Below are 23,889 nucleotides of genomic sequence, written 5' to 3' on the forward strand. Positions count from 1 at the left end.
ACCTACCGCCCCGTGGGGGGGGTGGGACGCACCCAACGCCACATTGGGGCGCTTGGGGCCTGGCCGGGCCGAGCCGGGCGGCCGGGAGCCGGGCAGAGCCGATGCGGGCTGCGGGGCGGGCCGACCGGGCCGTCGGTGGGCGGGCCGGTTCCACTGGCAGCGGGCAAGGCGGCCCGCGAGCGCCCCTGCCGGGCCGCGCTGCCGCTGGCAGCGGGTAAGGCGGTCTGTGGGGACAGGCTGCCCGCGCGGGCGTGAGTGGCCCTGCCGGGCTGCGCGGCGGCCGGGAGCGGGTAAGGCGGTCTGTGGGGACAGGCCTCTGCCCGCGCGGGCGTGAGTGGCCCTGCCGGGCCGCCCCGGCGCCGGCAGCGGGCAAGCCGGCCCGCGGTAGGCGCGACTGATCCGACCTCGGCCCCGCCTCAGCCGCGTGGGTGGCGGTTGATCAGCTCGTCGACTTCGTCGCCGGTGGCCGAGTCGCTCACGAACGGGCCGCGGGCCGCCACCACGCCCAGCTGGCGTAGCCGGGCCGCCTGCTCGTGCGTGCGGACTCCCTCCGCTCCCACGCGCAGGTGCAGCTCGTGGGCCCTCGTGATCAGCTGTGTCAGGTGGCGGATCGCCGCGTCGGTCGGGGCTTCCGCGTCGAGGGCGTCGACCACCGGGCCCGAGAGGATCACGTGCCGGACCGGGAGGTGGTGCTGGGGGATCAGCTCCAGGTCCGCCGAACCCGAGATCGTCAGCACCAGCTGCGCCCCGAGGTCGGCCAGTACCGCCAGGGAGTCCAGCACCTCGCCCCGCGGGTCCAGCAGGGTGTCGCGGTCGGCGCACAGCCGCAGCGCCTTCGCCGGCAGCTCGTGCTTGTCCAGCTGCTCCTTCACCAGCAGCACCAGGTCCGGGTCGATGGCCAGCCGCGCCGGCAGGCGGACGCAGACGTCCGGGGCGGCGTCGCCCAGGCGCGACCGCCAGCGGGCCGTCGCCGCCAGCGATTCGGCCAGCAGCCAGCGGCCCAGCGGCACTGTCATGCCCGTCGTCTGCGCCAGCGGGTAGAACTCCTCGGCGCCGAGCTCGCCCTTCTCCGGGTGGTTCCACCGCAGCCCGGCGTTGACCGCGGCGAGCTCTTCCGGGCGGGCCAGCTTCACCGTGGGCTGGTAGACGAGCGAGAACTCCCCGTTCTCCAGCGCGCCGGCGATCACCGCGCCCAGCTGGTAGCGGCCGCGGTCGCGCGCGTCCAGCTCCGGGTCGAACAGCATCCACTGCGCCTTGCCGGCCTCCTTGGCCCGGTGCAGCGCGATCTCCGCCGCCCGCAGCAGTTCCGCCGCGCCGCCCTCGACGGCCGCCCGGACGACGATGCCCGCGCTCGCGCTGACGCCGATGCCGTGCCCACCCAGGTAGATCGGCTCGTTGAGGTCCTCCAGCGCGCGTTCGACCAGCCCGACGACCTCGGTGGCCGCCAGCTCGCCCCGCAGCAGCACCGCGAAGCCGTCGCCGGACAGCCGGGCGACGAACCCGTCGTGGTGGCCGGTGAACACCGCCGACAGCTTGTTCGCGACCCCGCGCAGTACCTGGTCGCCGACGCCGGCGCCGAGGCCGTCGTTGATCACCTTGAAGCCGTCGACGTCGAGGTAGATCAGCGCGATGTCGTCGCGCGCGCCGGCGCCGAGCGCGGCTTCGAGCTTGGTCGTGAACGACGACGCGTTCGGCAGCCCGGTCAGCGGGTCGTGCACGTTCTGGTGCAGCAGCCGTTCCTGCAGCAGGTGCAGCTCGTTCGCGTCGGAGACCATCAGCACGGGGTAGACCGACCCCGGCCGGTCGCCCGGCAGCCGGGCGAGGGTGACGTCGGTCCAGAGCTGCCCGTCTTCGGCGTGGTCGAGCAGCATCCGTTCCTGGTAGCGCTCGCGCCCCGACCGCACCTGCTCCAGGCCCGCCTTGAGCCGCGAGACGTCGTGGTCGGTCGAGCCGAGGTCGGTGATGTGCTTGCCCCGCAACCGCTCCGGGGAACAGCCGAGCAGCTGCCCCAGCGCCAGGTTGGCCTCGACGATGCCGCCGTCCGGGTCCGCCAGCGCGATCCCCATCGGCGACGCGGCGTACAGCGCGGTGAACCGCAGCAGCGCGCCGTCGTGCCTCGAGCCGACCGCGTCGTGCGCGACCTCCAGCAGGAGCGGTTCGAGCTCCTCCGGGGGAAGTGTTACTCCTTTGGTGTCGGCCAACGTCGCCGCCCACCGGCGCGCCACGTCCAGCAGTCCTGGCGCGGCACCGGGCTCAGGCACACTCCACCTCTTCATGCACAGGTCAGGCCAGGTCGGACACGGTGTCGGGGATCATGAAGCCACACTAAGCACCCCTCGCCCGCGACCGATGCCACGCCATCATGCGCGTAACGGGGTGTCTACCGGCTGAACGAGTGAACGAATCTCCACAAGTGGTGACATCTTGTCACCGACTGTATGCCGTGGTGGACAGTGCCGGGGTCAGCGCGGGGTCAGGCGGACCGGAAGACCGTCCATCGGCACCGGCAGGGAGACGTAGTCCCAGCGCGCGGTGTAACTCTCCGGAACCGACCAGCGGTACGCCCGCAGCATTTCGTGCAAAAGCAACTTCACCTCGAGACTCCCGAAGTGCAGCCCGATGCACTTGTGCGCGCCGCCGCCGAAGGGCATCCACGCCATCCGGTGCGACTTGTCCTCGCGGCGGGGCTCGGCGAACCGTTCCGGGTCGAAGGCGAAGGGATTCGTCCAGCACTCGGGCGCGAAGTGGTTGACGGTGGGCGAGACGCCGACCAGGGTGCCCGCCGGGATGTAGTGGCCGAGCACCTCGGTGTCCTTGACGGTCTGGCGGGTCAGCGACGGCACCGGCGCCACCAGCCGCAGCGCTTCCTTCATCACGAGGTCGAGCGTTTCGAGCTTTTCGACGGCGTCGATGTCGAGGACGTCGTCGCCGAGGGCCAGGGACTCCTCGCGGGCGCGCTCCTGCCACTCCGGGTACTTGGCCAGGTAGTACGCGATGGCGCTGCTGGTGATGGTCGTCGTGTCGTGCGCGGCCATCATCAGGAAGATCATGTGGTTGACGACGTCGGTGTCGGAGAACCGGTCGCCATCCTCGGTGGTGGCCTGGCAGAGCGCCGAGAACAGGTCGCCGGAGCCCGAACGCCGTTTGGCGGGCAGGTTTTCGCCGAAGTAGCGCTCGAGGACCTTCCGGCCGTGCAGCCCGGCCGACCAGCGCCCACCCGGCACCGGGAAGCGCACGAAGGCGGTGCCGGCGCGCACGCAGCTGACGAACGCGCGGTTGATCCGGGCCGCGTCGTCGCCGCTGGGCATGCCCATGAACACGCGCGTCGCGACGTCGAGCGTCAGCTGCTTGAGGGCCCAGTAGAGCCGGGGCCGCTCGCTGTCCTTCCACGCGGCGACGCCTTCGCGCAGCGCGGGGCCCATCTCGCCGACGTAGCCGGCCAGCCGCGGGCGCGTGAAGGCCTCCTGCATGATCCGGCGGTGCAGGTGGTGCTCGCCGAAGTCCATCAGCATCAGGCCGCGCTCGAAGAACTTCTCGATGAAGAACTTCCAGCCTTCCTGGGAGAACGCCTTGTCCTTGTTGACGAGCGCGATCTGCGTGGCTTCGGGGCCGGACAGCGCGACGATCCGGCGACCGAACCCGCCGGTCCACGACACCGGGCCGTAGAGCTCGTGGCGGCGCAGGCCGAACGCCGGGCCGAACCGCATCATTTCGAGCATGTGCCCGACCAGCGGCGGTCCCTCGTCGCCGAGGACGGGCTTGAGGCCGCTGCCCGCGGGCGGCGTCGCGAGCTCCTTGACGGGCCAGCGCGACCGCAGCCAGCGCTCGTCGACCCGGTGTGGCAGGGGGAGCGCGGTCAGCGGCGGCACGCGCTCGCGCAGTGCTTCGGCGGCTCGGCTCACGGTGCCCGGCAAAATGACCATCTCCCCGTCGAGAACGGCTACCCCTCCACGATGCACCCTTGTTGACGTCGTGACAACACCTCGCCGGCCGTCTTTTCGGGTGGTCTGCGCCGGAACTCGCTCGGCGTGACGCCCCGGACCCGTTTGAAGGCCGCGCTGAACCCGAAGGCGTCGGCGTACCCGACGTGGCGGGCCACTTCCGAGACGGTGGCGGACGGCCGCCCGGCCAGCAGGTCCGCCGCGAGCGCCATGCGGCGGCGGGTGAGGTAGGTCAGCGGCGGTTCGCCGACCAGCTCGGCGAACCGCTTGGCCAGCGTCGAGCGCGACACGCCGACGCGGACGGCCAGCGCCGCGACGGTCCAGGGCGCCGCGGGTTCGTCGTGCAGCAGGCGTAGCGCGGGACCGGCCACCGGGTCGCGCTGGGCGGTCCACCAGGCCGGGGGTTCGCCGCCGGGGCGGTCGAACCACTCGCGCAGGGTGCAGACGAGCATCCAGTCCAGCAGCCGGTCGAGGACCACCTGCTGCCCGGGCGTGTCGGCGGCGACCTCCGCGGCGAGGTGGTCCAGGACGGCGTCCCCGGTGCCCCCGCCGTCGACGCGCAGCACGGCGGGCAGGGCGTCCAGCAGCGGACGGCTGACCTCCCCGCCGGCCGGGTAGGCGCCCACGATCAGGGTGGTCGGGCCGTCGCCGTCGTCGCGCCAGCCGCGCCGGTACCGCGTCCCGCCTTCTTCGGGTGCCGCGCAGAATTCGCCGCACGCGATGGGTTCGGCGTCGGTGCCGATCTCGTCGACGAAGGTGAAGGTCCCCGGCCCGCGCACGACGACGGTGTCGTAGGCACGCAGCGGCTCGGGTTCGCCGTGTTCGGGGACGATCCAGCCGCCGCCGGAGAGCGCGGTGCACAGCGTCAGCGGCGCGCCGTCGACGAAGTGGAGGGAAAAGGGCGGGGACAGGGCCGAGCTGCCGAACAGCGAGCCGTGGGCCCGCACGCCGCGGAAGAGGTCGTCCACGGTGCCGAGGTTAGACGAATGGACAGGGATCCCGGCGTTTTACCCATGGGATCGTCCGTGCCCGGCCGGTTCAATCGGGGGCATGACCGCATTGACTTCCGACGATCTCGAGTTCCTCCGCCGCCCCCTGCACGGGTTTTTGACCGTCGCCGGCGGCCAACCCCGCCCGGTGTGGTTCGAGGCGGCAGGCGACGGCACGATCCAGCTGTTCTCGGAACCGGGCGCGCCCAAGGTACGGCGCGTGCGCCGCGACCCGCGAGCGTCGATCGTCGTCGCGGCTCCGGTGGGGGAGCGGGAGCGCTGGGTATCGGTGGCGGGCCGGGTTTCGATCGAACCCGACGGTGCGCATGAGCTGGCTGCCCGGCTGGCGGCGCGGTACTGGGACCTCGGCGATCCGGCCCGCGCGGCCGACCTCGAGGCGATCCTGAAGACGGACCAGGTGCGGCTGGTGATCCACCCGGAAACCGTGCGCCGCTACGCCTATTGAGAATGGGGGGATGGCCGAGCTTCCGCTGTGTGACCGGGCGGGCAACGTGCTGCTCGCCGTGCGCGGCGTCGCCGAGACCGACCTGCCACCGGTGCCCGCCGCCGTGGTCGTGGTCGTCCACGCCGGCGCCGTCCTGCTGATGTTCGACAAGCGGCGCCGGCAGTGGGAACTGCCCGGCGGGATGCGGGAACCGGGGGAATCCGCGCGCGAGACCGCGGCCCGCGAACTGGCCGAGGAGACCGGTATCCACGGCGTGGCGCTGACTTTCGCCGCTGTGGCCGAGTTCGACCTGGTCGATCGCGGGCGCCGGGAACTCCTCGCCGTCTACCGGGCCGAGCTTGCCACCGCGCCCCGGCTCACCTTGAGCGAGGAAGGGCTCGGCTTCCGGTGGTGGTCGCCTCGCGAGCCCGTCGAAACCGGCATGAGCCCGCTCGACGCGGAGATCGCCGCGCGGACCCGGACGTGAAACGGCCCCGCCCCGGCGAACCGGGGCGGGGCCGTCACGGACACCGGAACCTCAGTCCCAGTCGAGGGCGCCGCCCGACTGGTACTCGATCACGCGGGTCTCGAAGAAGTTCTTCTCCTTCTTCAGGTCCATCGCCTCGGACATCCACGGGAACGGGTTCTCGGTCTCGCCGAAGATCGGCTGGAGGCCGATCTGCTGCGCGCGGCGGTCGGTGATGAAGTGCATGTACTGCTCGCACAGCTGGGCCGACAGGCCGAGCATGCCGCGCGGCATCGTGTCGCGGGCGTACGCGACCTCCAGCTCGCACGCCTCCTTCAGCATTCCGCGCACCTCTTCCTGGAACTCGGGAGTCCACAGGTGCGGGTTCTCGATCTTGATCTGGTTGATGCAGTCGATGCCGAAGTTCAGGTGGATCGACTCGTCACGCAGGATGTACTGGTACTGCTCGGCGATGCCGACCATCTTGTTCCGGCGGCCCAGCGACAGGATCTGCGCGAAGCCCGTGTAGAACCACATGCCTTCGAAGATCACGTAGAACGCGACGAGATCACGCAGGAACGCCTGGTCGGCCTCCGGCGTCCCGGTCTCGAAGTCCGGGTTCTCCAGGTTCTGCGTGTACTTCAGCGCCCACGCGTCCTTGTCCGAAATGGACGGAACCTCGCGGTACATGTTGAACAGCTCGCCCTCGACCAGACCGAGGCTTTCGCAGATGTACTGGAACGTGTGCGTGTGCACGGCCTCCTCGAACGCCTGGCGCAGCAGGTACTGGCGGCACTCGGGGTTGGTGATCTGCCGGTACACCGCGAGCACGATGTTGTTGGCCACCAAGGACTCCGCGGTCGCGAAGAAGCCCAGGTTGCGCTTGAGCATCTGCCGCTCGTCCTCGGTGAGGCCGTCCGGCGACTTCCACAGCGCGATGTCCGCCTGCATGGCGACCTCGGTCGGCATCCAGTGGTTGTTGCAGCCGGCCAGGTACTTCTCCCACGCCCACTTGTACTTCATGGGCAGCAGCTGGTTGACGTCGGCGCGCGCGTTGATCATGCGCTTGTCGTCGACGTTGATCCGGGCGGCGCCGACCTCGATCTCCCCGAGGCCGGTCGCGTCCGTCGTCTCCACGTTGGTCATCTGTGCAGGGGTTCCTTTACTGGCAGGCTTCGCAGTCGGGGTCGTCGATGCGGCAGGCGGCGCCTTCGGTGGCCACGAAGTCGACGTCCGGGGCCGGGGCGGGCGAAGGAGCAGGCGTCGGCGCGGGAGCCGGAGCCGCGGCGGGAGCCGGAGCCGGGGTGGCCGAGACGGCGTTCAGCTTGCCGTCGGTGCCGCGCAGGGTGCTCTTCTCCACGTGCGTCGCGGACTGCGCCCGCAGGTAGTACGTGGTCTTGAGGCCCTTGTGCCACGCGTAGCGGTAGAGCTGGTCCAGCTTCCGGCCGCTCGGCGCCGCGATGTACAGGTTCAGCGACTGCGCCTGGTCGATCCACTTCTGGCGCCGCGAACCCGCGTCCACCAGCCACTTCGACTCGATCTCGAACGCCGTCGCGTACAGCGCCTTCAGGTCGTCCGGGACGCGGTCGATCTGGCCGAGGCTGCCGTCGAAGTACTTGAGGTCGCTGACCATGACCTCGTCCCACAGCCCGCGCGCCTTGAGCGAACGGACCAGGTGCGGGTTCACCACGGTGAAGTCGCCGGACATGTTCGACTTGACGTACAGGTTCTGGAACAGCGGCTCGATCGACTGGCCGACACCGCAGATGTTGGAGATCGTCGCGGTCGGCGCGATCGCCATCACGTTGGAGTTGCGCATGCCGACGGTCTTGACGCGCTCGCGCAGCGGCGCCCAGTCCAAAGTGGTCGACAGGTCGACGTCGAGGTTGTCACCCTGGCGCGCGTCGATGAGCAGCTGCATCGAGTCGATCGGCAGGATGCCCTTGCTCCACAGCGATCCCTCGAACGACTGGTACTGGCCGCGCTCCTCGGCGAGGTCGGTCGACGCCGAGATCGCGTAGTAGGAGATGTGCTCCATGCTCGTGTCGGCGAACTGCACCGCGGCCTCCGACGACAGCGGCAGGCCCAGCTCGAACAGCGCGTCCTGGAAGCCCATCAGCCCCAGCCCGACCGGGCGGTGGCGCAGGTTGGAGCGGCGCGCCTCCGGGATCGTGTAGAAGTTGATGTCGATCACGTTGTCCAGCATGCGGACGGCGGTGCGCACGGTCTTCTCGAGCCGCTCGGTGTCCAAACCGGCCGGCGTGACGTGCTTGAGCAGGTTCACCGAGCCGAGGTTGCAGACCGCGACCTCTTCGCTGTTGGTGTTCAGCGTGATCTCGGTGCACAGGTTGGACGAGTGCACGACGCCGACGTGCTGCTGCGGCGAGCGCAGGTTGCACGGGTCCTTGAAGGTGATCCACGGGTGGCCGGTCTCGAACAGCATGGTCAGCATGCGGCGCCACAGGTCGACCGCGCGGACGCGCCGGAACACCTTGATCTCGCCGCGGTCGGCGGCGGCCTCGTACTCGCGGTAGCGCTGCGAGAAGTCGTTGCCGTACAGGTCGTGCAGGTCCGGGGTCTCGTTCGGCGAGAACAGCGTCCACTGCGCGTCGGCCTCGACGCGGCGGAGGAACTCGTCCGGCACCCAGTTCGCGGTGTTCATGTCGTGGGTGCGGCGCCGGTCGTCACCGGTGTTCTTGCGCAGGTCGAGGAACTCCTCGATGTCGACGTGCCAGGTCTCGAGGTACGCGCAGGCCGCGCCCTTGCGCTTGCCACCCTGGTTGACCGCGACGGCGGTGTCGTTGGCGATCTTGAGGAACGGGACGACGCCCTGCGACTGGCCGTTGGTGCCCTTGATGTGCGCGCCGAGGCCGCGGACCGGGGTCCAGTCGTTGCCGAGGCCGCCCGAGTACTTCGCCAGCAGCGCGTTGTTCTTGTAGGCCTGGAAGATCGAGTCCAGGTCGTCGTCCACCGTGGTCAGGAAGCAGGACGACAGCTGCGGGCGCGTGGTGCCCGAGTTGAACAGCGTCGGCGTGGACGCCATGAAGTGGAAGCTCGACAGCAGCTCGTAGAACTCGATCGCGCGGGCTTCCCGGTCGTCCTCGCGGATCGCGAGGCCCATGGCGACGCGCATGAAGAACGCCTGCGGCAGCTCGAAGCGCGTGCCGTCGTGGTGCTGGAAGTACCGGTCGTAGAGCGTCTGCAGACCGAGGAAGCCGAAGTCGAGGTCGCGCTCCGGGCGGATCGCCGCGGTGATCTTGTCGAGGTCGAAGCGCTGCAGCTCGCCGTCGACCAGCTCCAGCTCGATCGCGCGGCGCAGGTAGGCGCGGAAGTACGCGGGGTACTCGGCGGCCATCTCGTCCTGGCTGGCCTGGCGCGGGGTGCCGGCGAGGTAGCTCAGCGCCTCGCCGCGCAGCTTGTCCAGCAGCAGCCGGGCGGAGACGTAGGAGTAGTTCGGCTCCTGCTCGACGAGCACGCGGGCGGCCATGATCTGGGCCAGGGCCAGCTCGTCGGCGCTGATGCCGTCGTAGAGGTTGCGCTTGGCCTCGGCCAGCACCGGCTCGGCGCTCACGTCTTCGAGCCCGGCGACGGCTTCGCTCACCACGTGGGAAACGCGGGCCCAGTCGAGCGGGCGCAGGACGCCGTCGGTGCCCTTGACGTTCAGCGCGACCTCGGCAGCGACCGGCTTCGCGACCTCGCGGGCCTTCGCGCGCTCCTCGCGGTAAAGGACGTAGGCGCGGGCGACCTTGTGGTGCTCGCCGCGCATCAGCGCCAGCTCGACCAGGTCCTGGATCTGCTCGATGTGCAGGGCGGTCTCGGGGCCGGCGTGCCGCAGCAGGGACGCCTCCACCTGCTGGGTCAGCTCGGCGACGACGTGGTGCACGCGGGAGGACGCGGCGGCGTCGCCGCCCTCGACCGCGAGGAACGCCTTCGTCAGCGCGACCGAGATCTTGCCGGCGTCGAACGGCGACACGCTGCCGTCCCGCCGGATGACCCGGATCGCGGTGGGTACGTCGGCGGCGGAGGGCCGCTGACCGGTTTCGACTGACATGCGTGTCTCCAAATTTTGGGCGCGTTCGATCGCCACACGGCCTCACAAGGCCGTGCGCAGGGGTTTCTCCAAAGCTGCCCGGCCACCCTCCGCAGCGGTCTCCCCGTCGCTGGGGGCTGCCGGTTCCCAGAGACTACATGTAGGGGTCGGTGCTCGCACGGGACCCCAGATGGCGTGTCACGAGTTCACCCTGACGGGATTACGTGATCACCCAGAGGTGCCGAACTCCAGCTCCGCGCCGGGCAGGGCGAGGCTCACGAACGGGCGCCGCCGGGCAAGATAGCCGAGCGGACCGGCGGCGTTGACGGTCCAGTCCGCCGCGGCGAGCCGGGGGCTGATCCTCGCGCGCACAGGCGTCCGGACCGAGGTGCCGTCGCGGTCCTGGCGGACGTCGAACCGGGCGGGGAGCGAAAGCCGCGAGCCCGGCCTGGGCGTGAAGGCGGCGGTGGCGATCCAGTCATCGCCGGTCGCCGCGGTGAAGGTGCGGTCGGTGAACTTCAGGTCGGCGAGGTCCTTCGGGATGGCCCACAGCTCACGGCCGCCCGCGAGGGAGACTTCGGAGTCGACCCAGATCTGCGTGATCGTGCACGTGGTGCGCTTCCCACGCACCGGGACGGCGGCGAGCAGCTCGTGGTAGCTGAGCTGCCCGGGCTCGCGGTAGGCGATCCAGGCGGTGAACACGGTGGTGTGCCCGGCGACGGAGAGGGCGTCCGGGTGGACGTCGCGCGCGGGGACCCGCCAGATCGAGACGTGGGCGTCGGCGACCAGGTTCCAGGGCTGCGGCGGGTAGCGGGTCATTTCTCCAGCCAGGGCAGGTAGGCGGGCAGGTCCTTCCCGACGCGCATGCCGAACGCGGGCGGCCGCTTCTGCAGGAACGACATGACCCCTTCGACGGCGTCCGGGCTCGCGCCCAGGCCGCCGATCAGGCGCGAGTCCAGCTCGTGTACGGGGAACGGCGACTCCGCGCTCGCCATCCGGTACAGCAACTGGCGGGTCACCGCGACCGACACCGGCGCGGTGGCTTCGACGATTTCGCGCGCGAGCTCGTAGGCCTCGTCGAGCACGGTCCCGGCCGGGAACACCTTGTGCACCAGGCCTTTCTCGAGGGCCTCGGTCGCTTCGAACACGCGGCCGCTGATCATCCAGTCCAGGGCGGTGCCCATTCCGACGAGCCGGGGGAGGAACCAGGCCGACGCGCCTTCGGGGTAGAGGCCGCGGCGGGTGAAGACGAAGCCGAAGCGCGAGTCTTCCGAGGCGAGCCGGTAGTCGCAGGGAAGCGTGATGGTGACGCCGCCGCCGACGGCCGCGCCGTGCAGGGCCGCGATCACCGGCTTGTTCATGGTGAAGATCCGCTTCGAGCACCGGCCGGCGGGTTCCTGCCATTTTTCGCCGGGCCCCTCTTCGGGATCGAAGTCGAAGCCGCCTTGGGCCAGGTCGGCGCCGACGCAGAAGTCCTTGCCGGCGCCGGTCAGCACGACTACGCGGACGTCCTCGTCACGGTCGGCGCGGTCCATCGCGGCGCCCAGCTCGTCGGCCATCCGGATCGTGTAGCCGTTGCGCGCCTCGGGACGGTTCAGCGTGACCGTGGCGACGCGGTCCGCGAGGACGTAGGTGATCTCGGCGTAGTCGGCCATGCGACGAAGCTATTGCAGGCCGCCGCTACTGGCAAGATGTCAATAGCGGCCAGAAACAATCAGGCGTGCTTGATTTTTCCGCCACCCGGTGCGACGCTGGGAGCCAGGACGCAAGGAGGCGGCGGATGGCGGACCTCGGCGTGATCCTCGGGGATCTCGACGCGGAGACACGGACGATCGACGACGTGGTGGCGGACCTGCCCGCGGCGGACTGGGCGCGCGCGACACCCGCCGAGGGGTGGACCATCGCGCACCAGATCGCGCACCTGGCCTGGACCGACCGCAAGGCGCTGATCGCCGCGGCACACCCGGAAAACTGGCAGGCCGAGGTCGAGGAGCTGCTCAAGGCGGGGGAGACCTACGTCGACGACGGTGCCGCCGCCGGGGCGCAGCGGCCGCCGCGGGAAATCCTCGAAGACTGGCGGGCGGGCCGCGAACAGCTGGCCGAAGCGCTCGCCGCGGTGCCCGACGGGCGGAAACTGCCCTGGTACGGCCCGCCGATGAGCGCCGCCTCGATGGCCACCGCGCGGATGATGGAGACCTGGGCCCACGGCCAGGACATCTTCGACACCCTCGGCCTGACGCGCGAGCCCACCACGCGGCTGTGGCACATCGCCCGCTTCGGCGTCCGCACCCGCGAATTCGCCTACAAGGTCCACTCGCTGGCTCCGCCGGCCGAGGAGTTCCGCGTCGAACTGACCGCGCCCGACGGCGCCACCTGGGCGTTCGGCTCCGAGAACGCCTCGCAGAAGCTGACCGGCAGCGCACTCGACTTCTGCCTCGTCGTCACCCAGCGGCGGCACCCGGCGGACACCGGCCTCGTCGCGCACGGCGCCGACGTCGAGGAGTGGCTCGGCATCGCCCAGGCCTTCGCGGGGCCGCCCGGGAACGGCCGGAAGCCGGGGCAGTTCGGCCCGGCGACGCACTCTTCCCCGCGGAGCCGGCAGTGACACAGCCTTACCGGATCGCCAATGCGTCCGGGTTCTACGGCGACCGGTACTCCGCCGTGCGCGAGATGCTCACCGGCGGGCCCCTCGACGTCCTGACCGGCGACTACCTGGCCGAGCTGACCATGCTCATCCTCGGCCGCGACCGGATGAAGGACCCCACCCGCGGCTACGCCAAGACGTTCCTCCGCCAGATGGAGGAGAACCTCGGGCTGGCGCGGGAAAAAGGCGTCAAGATCGTCGCCAACGCGGGCGGGTTGAACCCAGCCGGGCTCGCCGAGGCGCTCCGCGAGCTGGCTCATCGGCTGGGCCTCGACGTCAAGATCGCGCACGTCGAGGGCGACGACCTGGTGGCGCGCGCCGAGGAGCTGGGCCTCGGGAAACCCTTGACCGCCAACGCCTATCTCGGCGCGTGGGGCATCGCCGAGTGCCTGAACGCCGGTGCGGACGTCGTCGTCACCGGGCGGGTCACGGACGCTTCCGTCATCGTCGGCCCGGCCGCCGCGCACTACGGCTGGGCTCGCGACGACTTCGACGCCCTGGCCGGCGCGGTCGCCGCCGGGCACGTCATCGAGTGCGGCGCCCAGGCCACCGGCGGCAACTACGCCTTCTTCACCGAGCATTCCCTGGGCGTGCCGGGCTTCCCGATCGCCGAGATCGAGGCCGACGGCTCCAGCGTCATCACCAAGCACCCGGGCACCGGCGGCGTCGTCAACGTCGGCACGGTCACCGCCCAGCTGCTGTACGAGATCACCGGCGCGCGGTACGCCGGGCCGGACGTGACGACCCGGTTCGACACGCTCTCCCTGACTCAAGACGGGCCCGATCGCGTCCGCATCTCCGGCGTCCGCGGCGAAGCCCCGCCACCCACGCTGAAGGTCGCCCTCAACACCCTGGGCGGGTTCCGGAACGAGACGACGTTCGTCCTCACCGGACTCGACATCGAGGCGAAAGCCGCGCTGGTGCGCGAACAACTCGAAGCGTCCATGAAGGATCGGCCACCCGCCGACGTCCGCTGGACGCTCGCCCGCACCGACCACCCGGACGCCGGCACCGAGCAGACCGCCAGTGCGCTGCTGCACGTCGCCGTCAAGGACGCCGATCCCCAGATCGCGGGACGTGCGTTCACCGGCGCGGCCGTCGAACTCGCGCTCGCCAGCTACCCCGGCTTCCACGTCACCGCGCCGCCGTCGGACGCCTCGCCGTACGGCGTCTACACCGCGGCCTACGTCGACGCCGGACAGGTTCCGCACGTGGCGGTGCTGCCGGACGGCATGCGTGTCGACATAGCGCCTTCGCTGTCCACTCAGGACCTGTCCGAAGTGGATGAGCCCGCGCTGCCCGAGCCCTTGGACCACGGTCCGGTCCGGCGGGTGCCCCTGGGCACGATCGCCGGGGCCCGCAGCGGTGACAAGGGCGGCAACGCCAACCTCGGCGTCTGGGTCCGGTCCGAAGCGGCCTGGCGGTGGCTCGTGCACCGGCTGACCGTCGCCGAGTTCAAGCTGCTCCTGCCCGAAACCGCCGGCCTCCCGGTGACGCGGTACCTGCTGCCGAACCTGTGGGCGATGAACTTCGTCGTCGAAGGCATCCTCGGCGAGGGTGTCGCGTCGCAGGCGCGGTTCGACCCGCAGGCCAAGGCACTGGGCGAATGGCTGCGGTCGCGGGAGATCGACGTCCCGGAGGTCCTCCTGTGACCGACCCCTTCCGGACGCCCGAACGGACCGAGCTGCGCGAGACCGTGCGGAAGTTCGTCGAGCAGGAGGTCCTGCCGCACCTCGACGACTGGGAGCGCGCCGGCGAGCTGCCCCGGGACCTGCACCGCAAGGCCGGGGACCTCGGTTTGCTGGGCGTGGCGTTCCCCGAGGAGGTCGGAGGCGGCGACGGCAACTACCTGGACTCGGTGGTCGTCGCCGAGGAGCTGCACTACGCCGGTGGTTCCGGCGGGCTGTTCGCGTCGCTGTTCACCTGCGGCATCGCCGTCCCGCACATCGCCGAGGCGGGCGATCCGGTGCAGATCGAGCGCTGGGTGCGCCCGGCGCTGAACGGCGACAAGATCGGCTCGCTGGCCGTGACCGAGCCGGACGGCGGGTCCGACGTCGCGGGCATCCGGACGACAGCGGTTCGCGAGGGCGACGAGTACGTCGTCAACGGAGCCAAGACGTTCATCACCTCCGGCTGCCGCGCGGACTTCGTGACGACGGTCGTGCGGACCGGCGGCGACGGCGCGCACGGGCTGTCGCTGCTCGTCGTCGAGCGCGGGACGCCGGGCTTCACCGTGTCCCGCAAGCTCGAGAAGATGGGGTGGCTCTGCTCCGACACCGCGGAGCTGTCCTACGTGGACGTGCGGGTGCCGGTGGAGAACCTCGTCGGCGCCGAGAACAGCGGGTTCGCGCAGGTGGCCACCCAGTTCGTCACCGAACGGCTCTCGCTCGCCGTGCAGGCCTACGCGCACGCGCAGCGGGCCCTGGACCTGACGCTGGACTGGTGCCGGCTGCGCGAGACGTTCGGCCGTCCGCTCATCTCGCGCCAGGTCGTCCAGCACAAGCTCACCGAGATGGCCCGGCGCGTCGACGTGGCCCGCACCTACACCCGGCACGTCGCGGTCCGGCACGTCTCCGGGGAAGAGGTCGTCGCCGAAGCCTGTTTCGCCAAGAACACCGCCGTCGAGGCCGCCGAGTGGGTGGTCGACGAGGCCGTCCAGCTGCACGGCGGGCTCGGCTACATGCGCGAGTCCGAAGTGGAACGGCACTACCGCGACGTCCGGATCCTCGGCATCGGCGGCGGCACCACCGAGATCCTCACCGGCCTGGCCGCGAAGCGATTGGGATACACCTCGTGACTGCTTTGAGGTCCACAGTGGATACGCGGGCCGCCGAGTTCGGCGCGAACCGCGAGGCGATGCTGGAGAAGCTCGCCGAGATCGACGCCGAGCACGCCAAGGCCGTCGCCGGCGGCGGCGAGAAGTACGTCGAACGGCACCGCAAGCGCGGCAAGCTCCTCGCCCGGGAGCGGATCGAGCTGCTGCTCGACGAGGACTCGCCGTTCCTGGAACTGTCGCCGCTGGCCGCCTGGGGTACCGACTACCGCGTCGGAGCGAGCGTCGTGACCGGCATCGGCGTCGTCGAAGGCGTCGAGTGCCTGATCTCGGCCAGCGACCCGACGGTCAAGGGCGGCGCGAGCAACCCCTGGACGACGAAGAAGAGCTTCCGGGCCGCGGACATCGCCGCGCAGAACCGGCTGCCGACGATCAACCTCGTCGAGTCCGGCGGCGCCGACCTGCCGACGCAGAAGGAGATCTTCATCCCGGGCGGCCGGATCTTCCGGGACATCACGCGGGCGTCCGCCGCGGGCTGCCCGACGATCGCCCTGGTCTTCGGCAACTCCACCGCCGGTGGCGCGTACCTGCCGGGCATGTCGGACTACGTCGTGATGGTGAAGGAACGCGCGAAGGTGTTCCTCGGCGGACCACCGCTGGTCAAGATGGCCACCGGCGAGGAGTCCGACGACGAGTCGCTCGGCGGCGCCGAGATGCACGCCCGGACCTCGGGCCTGGCCGACTACCTGGCCGTCGACGAGCAGGACGCGATCCGTCTGGGCCGGAACATCGTCAAGCGGCTCAACTGGACCAAGCAGGGGCCGTCGCCGAAGCCGGACTACGACGAGCCCCTGTACGATGCCGAAGACCTGCTCGGGATCGTGCCGACCGACCTCAAGGTGCCGTTCGACCCGCGCGAGGTCATCGCCCGCGTCGTCGACGGCTCCGACTTCGACGAGTTCAAGCCGCTGTACGGCTCTTCGCTGGTCACCGGCTGGGCGAGCATCCACGGCTACCCGGTCGGCGTGCTGGCCAACGCCCAGGGCGTGCTGTTCGGCGAGGAGTCGCAGAAGGCCGCGCAGTTCATCCAGCTGGCCAACCAGATCCACACCCCGCTGGTGTTCCTGCACAACACGACCGGCTACATGGTCGGCAAGGAGTACGAGCAGAGCGGCATCATCAAGCACGGCGCGATGATGATCAACGCCGTGTCGAACTCGAAGGTGCCGCACCTGTCCGTCCTCATGGGAGCGTCCTACGGCGCCGGCCACTACGGCATGTGCGGCCGCGCCTACGATCCGCGGTTCCTGTTCGCCTGGCCGAGCGCGAAGTCCGCGGTGATGGGTCCGGCGCAGCTGGCCGGTGTGCTGTCCATCGTGGCCCGTGCGGCGGCCGAGAGCCGCGGCCAGGAGTACAACGAGGAGCACGACAAGGCCATGCGGGCCATGGTGGAGGGGCAGATCGAGGCCGAGTCGATGCCGATGTTCCTCTCCGGCATGCTCTACGACGACGGCATCATCGACCCGCGCGACACCCGGACCGTGCTGGGGCTGAGCCTGTCCGCGATCCACAATGGACCAGTGAAGGGCGCCGAAGGCTTCGGCGTCTTCCGGATGTGAGGGCGCAGTGATCCAGAACCTGCTGGTCGCCAACCGCGGCGAGATCGCCCGCCGTGTCTTCCGCACCTGCCGCGACGCCGGGATCGGCACGGTGGCGGTGTTTTCCGACGCCGATGCCGCCGCCCCGCACGCCCTCGAAGCCGACGCGGCCGTCCGGCTGCCCGGCAACGCACCCTCCGAGACGTACCTGCGCGCGGATCTGCTGGTCAAGGCCGCGGCCGAGACCGGCGCCGACGCCGTCCACCCCGGGTACGGCTTCCTGTCCGAGAACGCCGCCTTCGCGCGGGCCGTCCTCGACGCCGGGCTCACCTGGGTCGGGCCGCCGCCGGAGGCCATCGAGACCATGGGCTCCAAAGTGGAGTCCAAGCGGCTGATGGCCGCGGCCGGGGTGCCCGTCCTGTTCGAACTGGACCCGGCGTCGGTGACTTCCGATGACCTGCCGTTGCTGGTCAAGGCGTCCGCCGGTGGGGGTGGCCGTGGCATGCGCGTGGTCCGCTCCCTCGACGAGCTGGCCGAAGCGGTGGAAGGCGCCAGTGCTGAGGCCGGGTCGGCGTTCGGTGACCCGACCGTCTTCTGCGAGCGGTACCTGGAGACCGGGCGGCACATCGAGGTCCAGGTGCTCGCCGACTCCCACGGCACGGTGTGGGCGGTGGGCGAGCGGGAATGCTCGATCCAGCGGCGGCACCAGAAGGTCGTCGAAGAGGCGCCGTCGCCGTTCGTCGACGCGGCCATGCGCGAGGAGCTGTTCGAGGCCGCGCGCAGGGCCGCCAAGGCGATCGACTACGTCGGCGCGGGCACGGTCGAGTTCCTCGCCGGCCCCGACGGCCGGTTCTACTTCCTGGAGATGAACACCCGGCTGCAGGTCGAGCACCCGGTCACCGAGAACGTCACCGGCCTCGACCTGGTCGCGTTGCAGCTGCGGATCGCCGAGGGCGAGCGGCTCCCGGCCGACCCGCCGCCCACGGTGGGTCACTCCATCGAAGTCCGGCTCTACGCCGAGGACCCGTCGGCGGGCTGGCAGCCGCAGAGCGGCACGCTGCACACGTTCGAAGTGCCCGATGTGGACCGTTCGTTCACGCACGGGCCCGGCCTGCGGCTCGACTCCGGCTTCGAGAGCGGTTCGGTGGTGGGCGTCCACTACGACCCGATGCTCGCCAAGGTGATCACCTGGGCGCCGACCCGTGCGGAGGCCGCGCGCCGGCTCGCCAAGGCGCTGGCCGGCGCGAAGATCCACGGTGTCGTCACGAACCGCGATCTCCTGGTGCACATCCTGCGCCACGAGGCGTTCCTGGCCGGGGAGACCGACACGGCGTTCTTCGACCGCCACGGCCTCGACACCCTCGCCGCACCGCTGGCCACGCCGGACACCGAACGCCTCTCCGCGCTCGCGGCGGCTTTGGCGGACGCCGCGGGAAACCGGGCGCGGGCCACCACGCAGGGCAGGTTGCCCAGCGGCTGGCGCAACGTCCGCTCGGCCGGGCAGCGCAAGGTCTTCACCGCGGCCGACCGCGAATACGAGGTCGTCTACTCGCTGACCCGCGGCGGGCTCAGGGCCGCGGGCTTCGAGGCCGGGCTGGTCACCGCGGAACCGGGGCGGGTGGTGCTCGAGGTGGGCGGGGTGCGACGCACCTTCGAAGTCGCCCGGCACGCTGACGTGTCCTATGTGGACTCGCCGCTCGGCTCGGTGGCGCTGAAGGCGCAGCCGCGGTTCGCCGACCCGGACGCGGCCCTGGCCGCCGGGTCGCTGGTCGCGCCGATGCCCGGCACGGTCGTCCGGCTCGCCGTCCGGGCCGGGGACCCGGTGCAGGCAGGCGACCCGCTGCTGTGGCTCGAAGCGATGAAGATGGAACACCGGATCGCCGCGCCCGCCGACGGCGTGGTCGCGGAACTGCCGGTGACAGTGGGACAGCAGGTCGAAGTGGGCACGATCCTCGCGGTGGTGGGAGACAACGCATGAACGCCATGAACTTCATCGAGCCGGAGGAGCGGATCGCGCTTCGCAAGGCCGTCGCCGACCTCGGCGCCAAGTACGGGCACGAGTACTACGCCCGCAAGGCCCGCGCGGACGAGAAGACGCACGAACTGTGGGACGAGGCCGGCCGCCTCGGCTACCTCGGCGTCAACATCCCCGAGGAGTACGGCGGCGGCGGCGCGGGCATCGCCGACCTCGCCGCCGTCCTCGAGGAACTGGCGGCCGCGGGCTCGCCGTTGCTGCTCATGGTCGTCTCACCGGCGATCTGCGGCACGGTGATCTCGCGCTTCGGCACCGACGAGCAGAAGAAGCAGTGGCTGCCCGGCATCGCCGACGGCACCAAGCGGATGGTCTTCGCGATCACCGAACCGGATGCCGGCTCGAACTCGCACAAGATCACCACGACCGCGCGGCGGGACAGCGGCGGCTGGGTCCTCAATGGACGGAAGGTCTACATTTCCGGGGTGGACGAGGCCGACGCCGTGCTCGTCGTCGGCCGCACCGAGGACGCGAAGACCGGCAAGCTCAAGCCCGCGCTGTTCATCCTGCCGACCGGCACCCCGGGCTTCGAGTACACGAAGATCCCGATGGACATCATCGCGCCGGAGAACCAGTTCTCGCTGTTCCTCGACGACGTCAAGCTCCCGGCCGAGGCGCTGGTCGGCGAGGAGGACGCGGCGATCGCGCAGCTGTTCGCCGGCCTGAACCCGGAACGCATCATGGGCGCGTCGTTCTCGCTCGGCATCGCCCGGTACGCACTGGCCAAGGCCGTCGGCTACGCCAACGAGCGGCAGGTCTGGGGTGCCCCGATCAGCACGCACCAGGGTCTCGCCCACCCCCTGGCGGAGATCAAGATCGAGCTGGAGCTGGCGAAGCTGATGACGCAGAAGGCGGCGTCGCTCTACGACTCCGGCGACGACTTCGGCGCGGGGGAGTCGGCCAACATGGCGAAGTACGCGGCCGCCGAGGTGGCGATCCGCGCCACCGACCAGGCCGTGCAGACCCACGGCGGCAACGGCCTGGCCACCGAATACGGCCTCGGCACCCTGGTGACGGCGGTGCGCCTGGGCCGGATCGCCCCGGTCAGCCGCGAGATGGTGCTCAACTTCGTCGGCCAGCACAGCCTCGGCCTGCCCAAGTCCTATTAGGAGTGTCTGCTTGACCGGCGTCCGCGAACCCCAGCAGGAGCGCAGCCGCACCACCCGGCGGCGGCTGATCGAGGCCGCGCTCGACAGCTTCGGCGAGCGCGGCTGGCACGGCGTGACGGTGGCCGGCATCGCCGAGCGCGCCGGCGTCTCCCGCGGCGCCGCCCAGCACCACTTCCCGGCCCGGGAGGACCTGGTGGTGGCGGCGGTCGACCTGCTCGGCGAGGCCCAGATCGACGAGCTGCGCGCCCAGGCGGCCGACCTCCCGAGCGGCGCGTCCCGCATCGAGCGCGTCGTCGAGATGGTGCTGAACCTGTACACGGGCCCGCTGTTCCGGGCGGCCCTGCAGCTGTGGGCGGTCGCGGCGACGGACGACGCCCTGCGCGACGTGCTGGTGCCCCTGGAGGCCAGGGTCGGCCGGGAGGCGCACCGGGTGACGGTCGAACTGCTGGGCGTCGACGAGTCCCGGCCGGGGGTCCGCGAGCTGGTCCAGGCCACGCTGGACCTGGCCCGCGGCTTGGGCCTGGCGAACCTCTTGACGGACGACACCCGGAGGCGGCGGCAGATCGTGCGCGAGTGGGCGCGGACGCTGGAGCTGCGGCTGGCGGGGTGAATCAGGGCTCCTCGAGGAGCCCGTGCTCGTAGGCGTGGATGACCAGGTGCACCCGGGTGCGCAGGCCCAGCTTGGCCAGCACCCGCGCCACGTGGGTCTTCACCGTGCCTTCGCCGACGGTGAGGGCGGCGGCGATCTCGGCGTTGCTCATGCCCCGGGCCACGTGCTGCAGCACCTCGCGCTCCCGCGGGGTGAGCCGGTCCGGACCGGACGGCGCGGGCCGGGGCGCGAGTTCGGCGAACCGGCGGATCGTGCGGCGGGTGACCTGCGGGTCGAGCAGGCCCTGGCCCTTCGCGGCGGCCCGGACGGCGTCGACCAGCAGCGCCGGTTCGCTGTCCTTGAGCACGAAGCCCGCCGCGCCCGCCTGGAGCGCGCCGAACAGGTACTCGTCGACGTCGAACGTGGTCAGCGCGACGACTGCCGGCGCCGGGTTGGCCGATTCGGCGATCCGGCGGATGGCGGCGATCCCGTCCAGGCGCGGCATCCGCAGGTCGAGGACCACGACGTCCACGCCGCACCACCGCGCCTTCTCGACGGCTTCGGCCCCGTCGGCGGCTTCGCCGACCACCTCGATGTCCTCTTCGGCGTCGAGGACCAGGCGCAGGGCCCACCGGACCGGCTCCTGGTCGTCCGCGACCAGCGTGCGGATCATCGCGGAAGCCGGGCTTCGACCCGCCAGCCGGTCGGGTGGTGGGGTTCGATCCGCAGGGTGCCGCCGAGCAGCCGGACCCGCTCCCGCATCCCGCGCAGGCCGGTGCCCTCGGCCGGGCCGTCCGGGGTGGTGGAACCGTTGTCCGCCACGGTGAGCACGACGGCGTCCGGCCGGTGGTCGACGCGCAGGTCCACGCGGGTCGCGTCGGAATGGCGCAGGGCGTTGGTGAGCGCCTCCTGGACCAGCCGGTAGCCGGCGTGGTCGGCCAGCGGCGGCACGGGGTCCGGCGAACCGGTCCGGGTGAGCGTGACGGTGCGGACCGGGCCGGTCGTGCGCGCCACCAAGGTGTCCAAATCGGACAGTGAGGTCCCGTGCCCCGGCAAGGTGGTCAGCACGGCGCGCACCTCCGCCAGCGCGGCGGCCGAAGCCTCGGCGATCGTGGCCAGCGCGCGGTCGGTCGCCGGCGGGAGCTCGCGGGTGACGTGGCGGACCGCCCCGGCCTGCAACCGGATCAGCGTGAGGTGGTGGCCGACGGCGTCGTGCACCTCGCGGGCGACGCGGGCGTGCTCCTCGGCGACGACGCGCCGGGTCTCTTCCCGGTAGAGGCGCGCGGCGTGGTCGGCGCGGTCCCGTTGCAGCCGCAGGGCCCAGCCGGCCGCGACCGGCGCGACGCCGAGCAGCACCAGGTCGGTGTAGGTGGCGGCCCCGGCCGGGCGGACGCCGACGACGGCCAGCAGGAGCAGCCAGCCCACCGAGCAGGCCAGGACCACCGGCCGCGGCCGGTGGTAGGCGGCCGACCCGAACGCGGCCATCGCCACCAGCCGCCCCGGCCAGTCCGGCACGGCGACCCCGGTCACGACGGCGGCGCAGGCCACCGCCGCGGTCAGCGGAAACCGGCGGCGCGGCAGCAGCGGCACGGCGACCGCGACCGCCGCCACGGCCGCGGCGAGCGGGTCGGCGGGGGCTCGCTCGCCCAGCCCGAGGACGAGCACGACGGCCGCGGCCGCGCCGGTGACCAGCACGTCGCCGGTCACGGTGCCACCGAGCCGGGTCAGCGCCCGCCACGGTTCCGGTCCGCGGGGAGGGTCGGCAGTCATGTCCACGTTGTACACGTCCGATCGTCGCCGGTCCGGTGCGTTCGCCCGGTCAGCCCGGGGTTCCGCAACGCGTTCCCGGTGCGGGGAGCTCCCCGGCCCACAGCCAGCGGTGCACGTGGTCGCGCACGCAGGCGTTGCCCCGCAGGTAGAGCGCGTGGTTCCCCGCTGCCGCGAGATACGTCCCGTGGAGCTGCGCCGCGACCCGGCGGCCGTGCTCCGCCGGCGTCAGCGGGTCGTCGTCGCCGTTCGCGACCAGCACGCGCGGCATCGGCGGCAGCGCGGACGGCGGGTTCAGCCCGATCCGCGGCAGGCCGGAGCAGTGACCGGACACCCGCCACGGCTGCACCGCCCACCCCAGCCGGGGTGCGGCCGCCCGCAGCTCGTCCTCCACTCGCTTCAGGCCCGGAAACCCGTCCGGGGCGGGAAAGTCCGCGCAGAACGCCGTCCGCGCGAGGCGGGTGTCGGGCGGACCGGGCCGGGGCACCATCGCCGACGTGTCGCCGGCGTCGGCCCGGGCCAGACCGGTGGCGAGCGCGGGCCAGCCGCGGTCGTCGCCGATCCGGGCCGCGGCCCAGCGGGTGACCAGCGCCGCTTCCGGGGTCGTCAGCAGCCGGTCCCACACCGTGATCACGTCGCGGCCGTGCAGTGCACAGCCGGCGTCCGCCGCGCACCAGCGCGCCATGCGGAAGAGGTCGCGTTCCGCGGTCACCGCACCCGCCCGGGCCCACGCCACCGCATCCGGCCGGGTGTGGTCGAGCGCGCTGTCGAGGTACATCCGCCCGACGCGGGAGCCGAACAGCGCGGCGTAGGCCTGTCCGTACACCGTGCCGTACGAGCTGCCGAAGTAGTTCAGCCGCGGCTCGCCGAGCCGGCTCCGGATCGCGTCCATGTCGTGCGCGACCTGACCGGCACCGAGGTGACCGCGGACGGCACCCATGGCGGCCGCGCAGTCCGCCGCGAACTTCTCGTTGGCGGCGGCGTAGGCGGCATGGGCGGTCTCGGTCAGTGGGACCGGAAGCGGCTCGGGGGCGGGCGACGGGCAGGTGACGTCGAGGCCGCGCGGGTCGAACACCACGACGTCGAACCGCGCGGCGAGGTCCGCGAACTGCTCGCGGAAGCCCGGCACCGCGAAGTTCGGGATCGACCGCGCCGGTCCGCCGGGGTTCACCAGGAGGGTGCCGAGCTTGCGGTCCCGTGCCGGGATCTTGAGCAGCGGCACGGCGAGGGTGGTGCCGTCCGGGCGGCCCCAGTCGGCCGGGACCCGGATCTCCGTGCACGACAGCCCGTCGTAGCAGTCCCGCCACGCCAGGACCTCGCCCGCGCCGGCGGCCCCGGCCCCGCCGGCGAGCAGCCCCGCCGCGGCGGTCGCGACCACCACCCGCTTGATCGATGCGTTCATGGGCCCGATTCGACCAGCCCGCCCCGCCCGGCGCGTCTGCCTTGCGGCAGACATTCCGCCCGCCGGGCCGGTCACACGGAACCCCCACCGGGTCCGAAACGTCA

The 23,889-nt window shown here is 71.6% G+C and carries 19 protein-coding genes; 9 read left to right on the plus strand and 10 right to left on the minus strand.

Going from position 1 to position 23,889, the window contains the following annotated elements; translation table 11 throughout:
* Positions 1–416: 416 nt before the first annotated feature.
* The 3 genes from AB0G28_RS22200 to AB0G28_RS22210 form a co-directional block, all read right to left on the minus strand.
* Entirely contained in the window at positions 417–2,225 is a 1,809-nt protein-coding gene (locus tag AB0G28_RS22200; protein ID WP_361092071.1) for an EAL domain-containing protein, read from the minus strand.
* 237 nt (positions 2,226–2,462) lie between these two features.
* On the minus strand, positions 2,463–3,923 hold the full coding sequence (locus tag AB0G28_RS22205; protein ID WP_361091817.1) for a cytochrome P450: 1,461 nt from the start codon (positions 3,921–3,923) through the stop codon (positions 2,463–2,465).
* A gap of 17 nt (positions 3,924–3,940) precedes the next feature.
* On the minus strand, positions 3,941–4,909 hold the full coding sequence (locus tag AB0G28_RS22210; protein WP_361091820.1) for an AraC family transcriptional regulator: 969 nt from the start codon (positions 4,907–4,909) through the stop codon (positions 3,941–3,943).
* Between the two features lie 82 nt (positions 4,910–4,991).
* Between AB0G28_RS22210 and AB0G28_RS22215 the strand changes: the two genes are divergently transcribed.
* The gene (locus AB0G28_RS22215) at positions 4,992–5,396 is read left to right on the plus strand and encodes a pyridoxamine 5'-phosphate oxidase family protein (RefSeq protein ID WP_361091823.1); all 405 of its coding nucleotides are present in this window, start codon (positions 4,992–4,994) and stop codon (positions 5,394–5,396) included.
* A gap of 10 nt (positions 5,397–5,406) precedes the next feature.
* Positions 5,407–5,862 carry an NUDIX hydrolase gene (locus tag AB0G28_RS22220; protein ID WP_361091826.1) on the plus strand — a complete coding sequence of 152 codons (456 nt, stop codon included), beginning with the start codon at positions 5,407–5,409 and terminating at the stop codon, positions 5,860–5,862.
* A gap of 51 nt (positions 5,863–5,913) precedes the next feature.
* Here AB0G28_RS22220 and AB0G28_RS22225 read toward each other — a convergent pair whose 3' ends face one another.
* The 4 genes from AB0G28_RS22225 to AB0G28_RS22240 all read right to left on the minus strand — a co-directional run bounded on the left by AB0G28_RS22225 (position 5,914) and on the right by AB0G28_RS22240 (position 11,526).
* Entirely contained in the window at positions 5,914–7,101 is a 1,188-nt protein-coding gene (locus AB0G28_RS22225) for a ribonucleotide-diphosphate reductase subunit beta (protein ID WP_361092074.1), read from the minus strand.
* On the minus strand, positions 7,004–9,892 hold the full coding sequence (locus AB0G28_RS22230) for a ribonucleoside-diphosphate reductase subunit alpha (RefSeq protein WP_361091829.1): 2,889 nt from the start codon (positions 9,890–9,892) through the stop codon (positions 7,004–7,006). Before AB0G28_RS22230 ends, AB0G28_RS22225 begins: the two co-directional genes overlap by 98 nt.
* Before the next feature lie 207 nt (positions 9,893–10,099).
* Positions 10,100–10,690 carry an acetoacetate decarboxylase family protein gene (locus tag AB0G28_RS22235; RefSeq protein ID WP_361091832.1) on the minus strand — a complete coding sequence of 197 codons (591 nt, stop codon included), beginning with the start codon at positions 10,688–10,690 and terminating at the stop codon, positions 10,100–10,102.
* A complete protein-coding gene (locus AB0G28_RS22240) occupies positions 10,687–11,526 on the minus strand; it encodes an enoyl-CoA hydratase-related protein (RefSeq protein WP_361091835.1) in 840 nt (279 codons plus the stop codon). The genes AB0G28_RS22235 and AB0G28_RS22240 overlap by 4 nt, the downstream gene beginning before the upstream one ends.
* A 125-nt stretch (positions 11,527–11,651) precedes the next feature.
* On the opposite strand from AB0G28_RS22240, the gene AB0G28_RS22245 reads away from it, so the two are divergent.
* From AB0G28_RS22245 to AB0G28_RS22275, 7 genes are read left to right on the plus strand one after another with little or no spacing between them, the layout of a single operon-like run.
* The gene (locus AB0G28_RS22245; protein WP_361091838.1) at positions 11,652–12,476 is read left to right on the plus strand and encodes a TIGR03084 family metal-binding protein; all 825 of its coding nucleotides are present in this window, start codon (positions 11,652–11,654) and stop codon (positions 12,474–12,476) included.
* Entirely contained in the window at positions 12,473–14,167 is a 1,695-nt protein-coding gene (locus AB0G28_RS22250; RefSeq protein ID WP_361091841.1) for an acyclic terpene utilization AtuA family protein, read from the plus strand. The genes AB0G28_RS22245 and AB0G28_RS22250 overlap by 4 nt, the downstream gene beginning before the upstream one ends.
* On the plus strand, positions 14,164–15,312 hold the full coding sequence (locus AB0G28_RS22255; protein WP_361091844.1) for an acyl-CoA dehydrogenase family protein: 1,149 nt from the start codon (positions 14,164–14,166) through the stop codon (positions 15,310–15,312). Before AB0G28_RS22250 ends, AB0G28_RS22255 begins: the two co-directional genes overlap by 4 nt.
* Complete coding sequence (locus AB0G28_RS22260) at positions 15,309–16,907, plus strand: carboxyl transferase domain-containing protein (protein ID WP_361091847.1); 1,599 nt, start codon at positions 15,309–15,311, stop codon at positions 16,905–16,907. Before AB0G28_RS22255 ends, AB0G28_RS22260 begins: the two co-directional genes overlap by 4 nt.
* A 7-nt stretch (positions 16,908–16,914) precedes the next feature.
* Positions 16,915–18,864 carry a biotin carboxylase N-terminal domain-containing protein gene (locus AB0G28_RS22265; protein ID WP_361091850.1) on the plus strand — a complete coding sequence of 650 codons (1,950 nt, stop codon included), beginning with the start codon at positions 16,915–16,917 and terminating at the stop codon, positions 18,862–18,864.
* Complete coding sequence (locus tag AB0G28_RS22270; RefSeq protein ID WP_361091853.1) at positions 18,861–20,027, plus strand: acyl-CoA dehydrogenase; 1,167 nt, start codon at positions 18,861–18,863, stop codon at positions 20,025–20,027. Before AB0G28_RS22265 ends, AB0G28_RS22270 begins: the two co-directional genes overlap by 4 nt.
* 10 nt (positions 20,028–20,037) lie before the next feature.
* The gene (locus AB0G28_RS22275) at positions 20,038–20,637 is read left to right on the plus strand and encodes a TetR/AcrR family transcriptional regulator (protein ID WP_361091856.1); all 600 of its coding nucleotides are present in this window, start codon (positions 20,038–20,040) and stop codon (positions 20,635–20,637) included.
* 1 nt (position 20,638) lies between these two features.
* Here the strand turns inward: AB0G28_RS22275 and AB0G28_RS22280 are convergent, their stop codons facing one another.
* Genes AB0G28_RS22280 through AB0G28_RS22290 form a run of 3 tightly spaced genes read right to left on the minus strand, consistent with a single transcriptional unit; the run spans position 20,639 to position 23,785 of the window.
* The gene (locus tag AB0G28_RS22280; protein WP_361091859.1) at positions 20,639–21,289 is read right to left on the minus strand and encodes a response regulator transcription factor; all 651 of its coding nucleotides are present in this window, start codon (positions 21,287–21,289) and stop codon (positions 20,639–20,641) included.
* Positions 21,286–22,386: a sensor histidine kinase gene (locus tag AB0G28_RS22285; RefSeq protein WP_361091862.1), complete on the minus strand. Its 1,101-nt coding sequence runs from the start codon at positions 22,384–22,386 to the stop codon at positions 21,286–21,288. The genes AB0G28_RS22280 and AB0G28_RS22285 overlap by 4 nt, the downstream gene beginning before the upstream one ends.
* Positions 22,387–22,435: 49 nt before the next feature.
* On the minus strand, positions 22,436–23,785 hold the full coding sequence (locus AB0G28_RS22290) for an alpha/beta fold hydrolase (RefSeq protein WP_361091865.1): 1,350 nt from the start codon (positions 23,783–23,785) through the stop codon (positions 22,436–22,438).
* Between the last annotated feature and the right edge of the window lie 104 nt (positions 23,786–23,889).

Source organism: Amycolatopsis sp. NPDC021455 (assembly GCF_040640995.1).
GTDB lineage: Bacteria > Actinomycetota > Actinomycetes > Mycobacteriales > Pseudonocardiaceae > Amycolatopsis.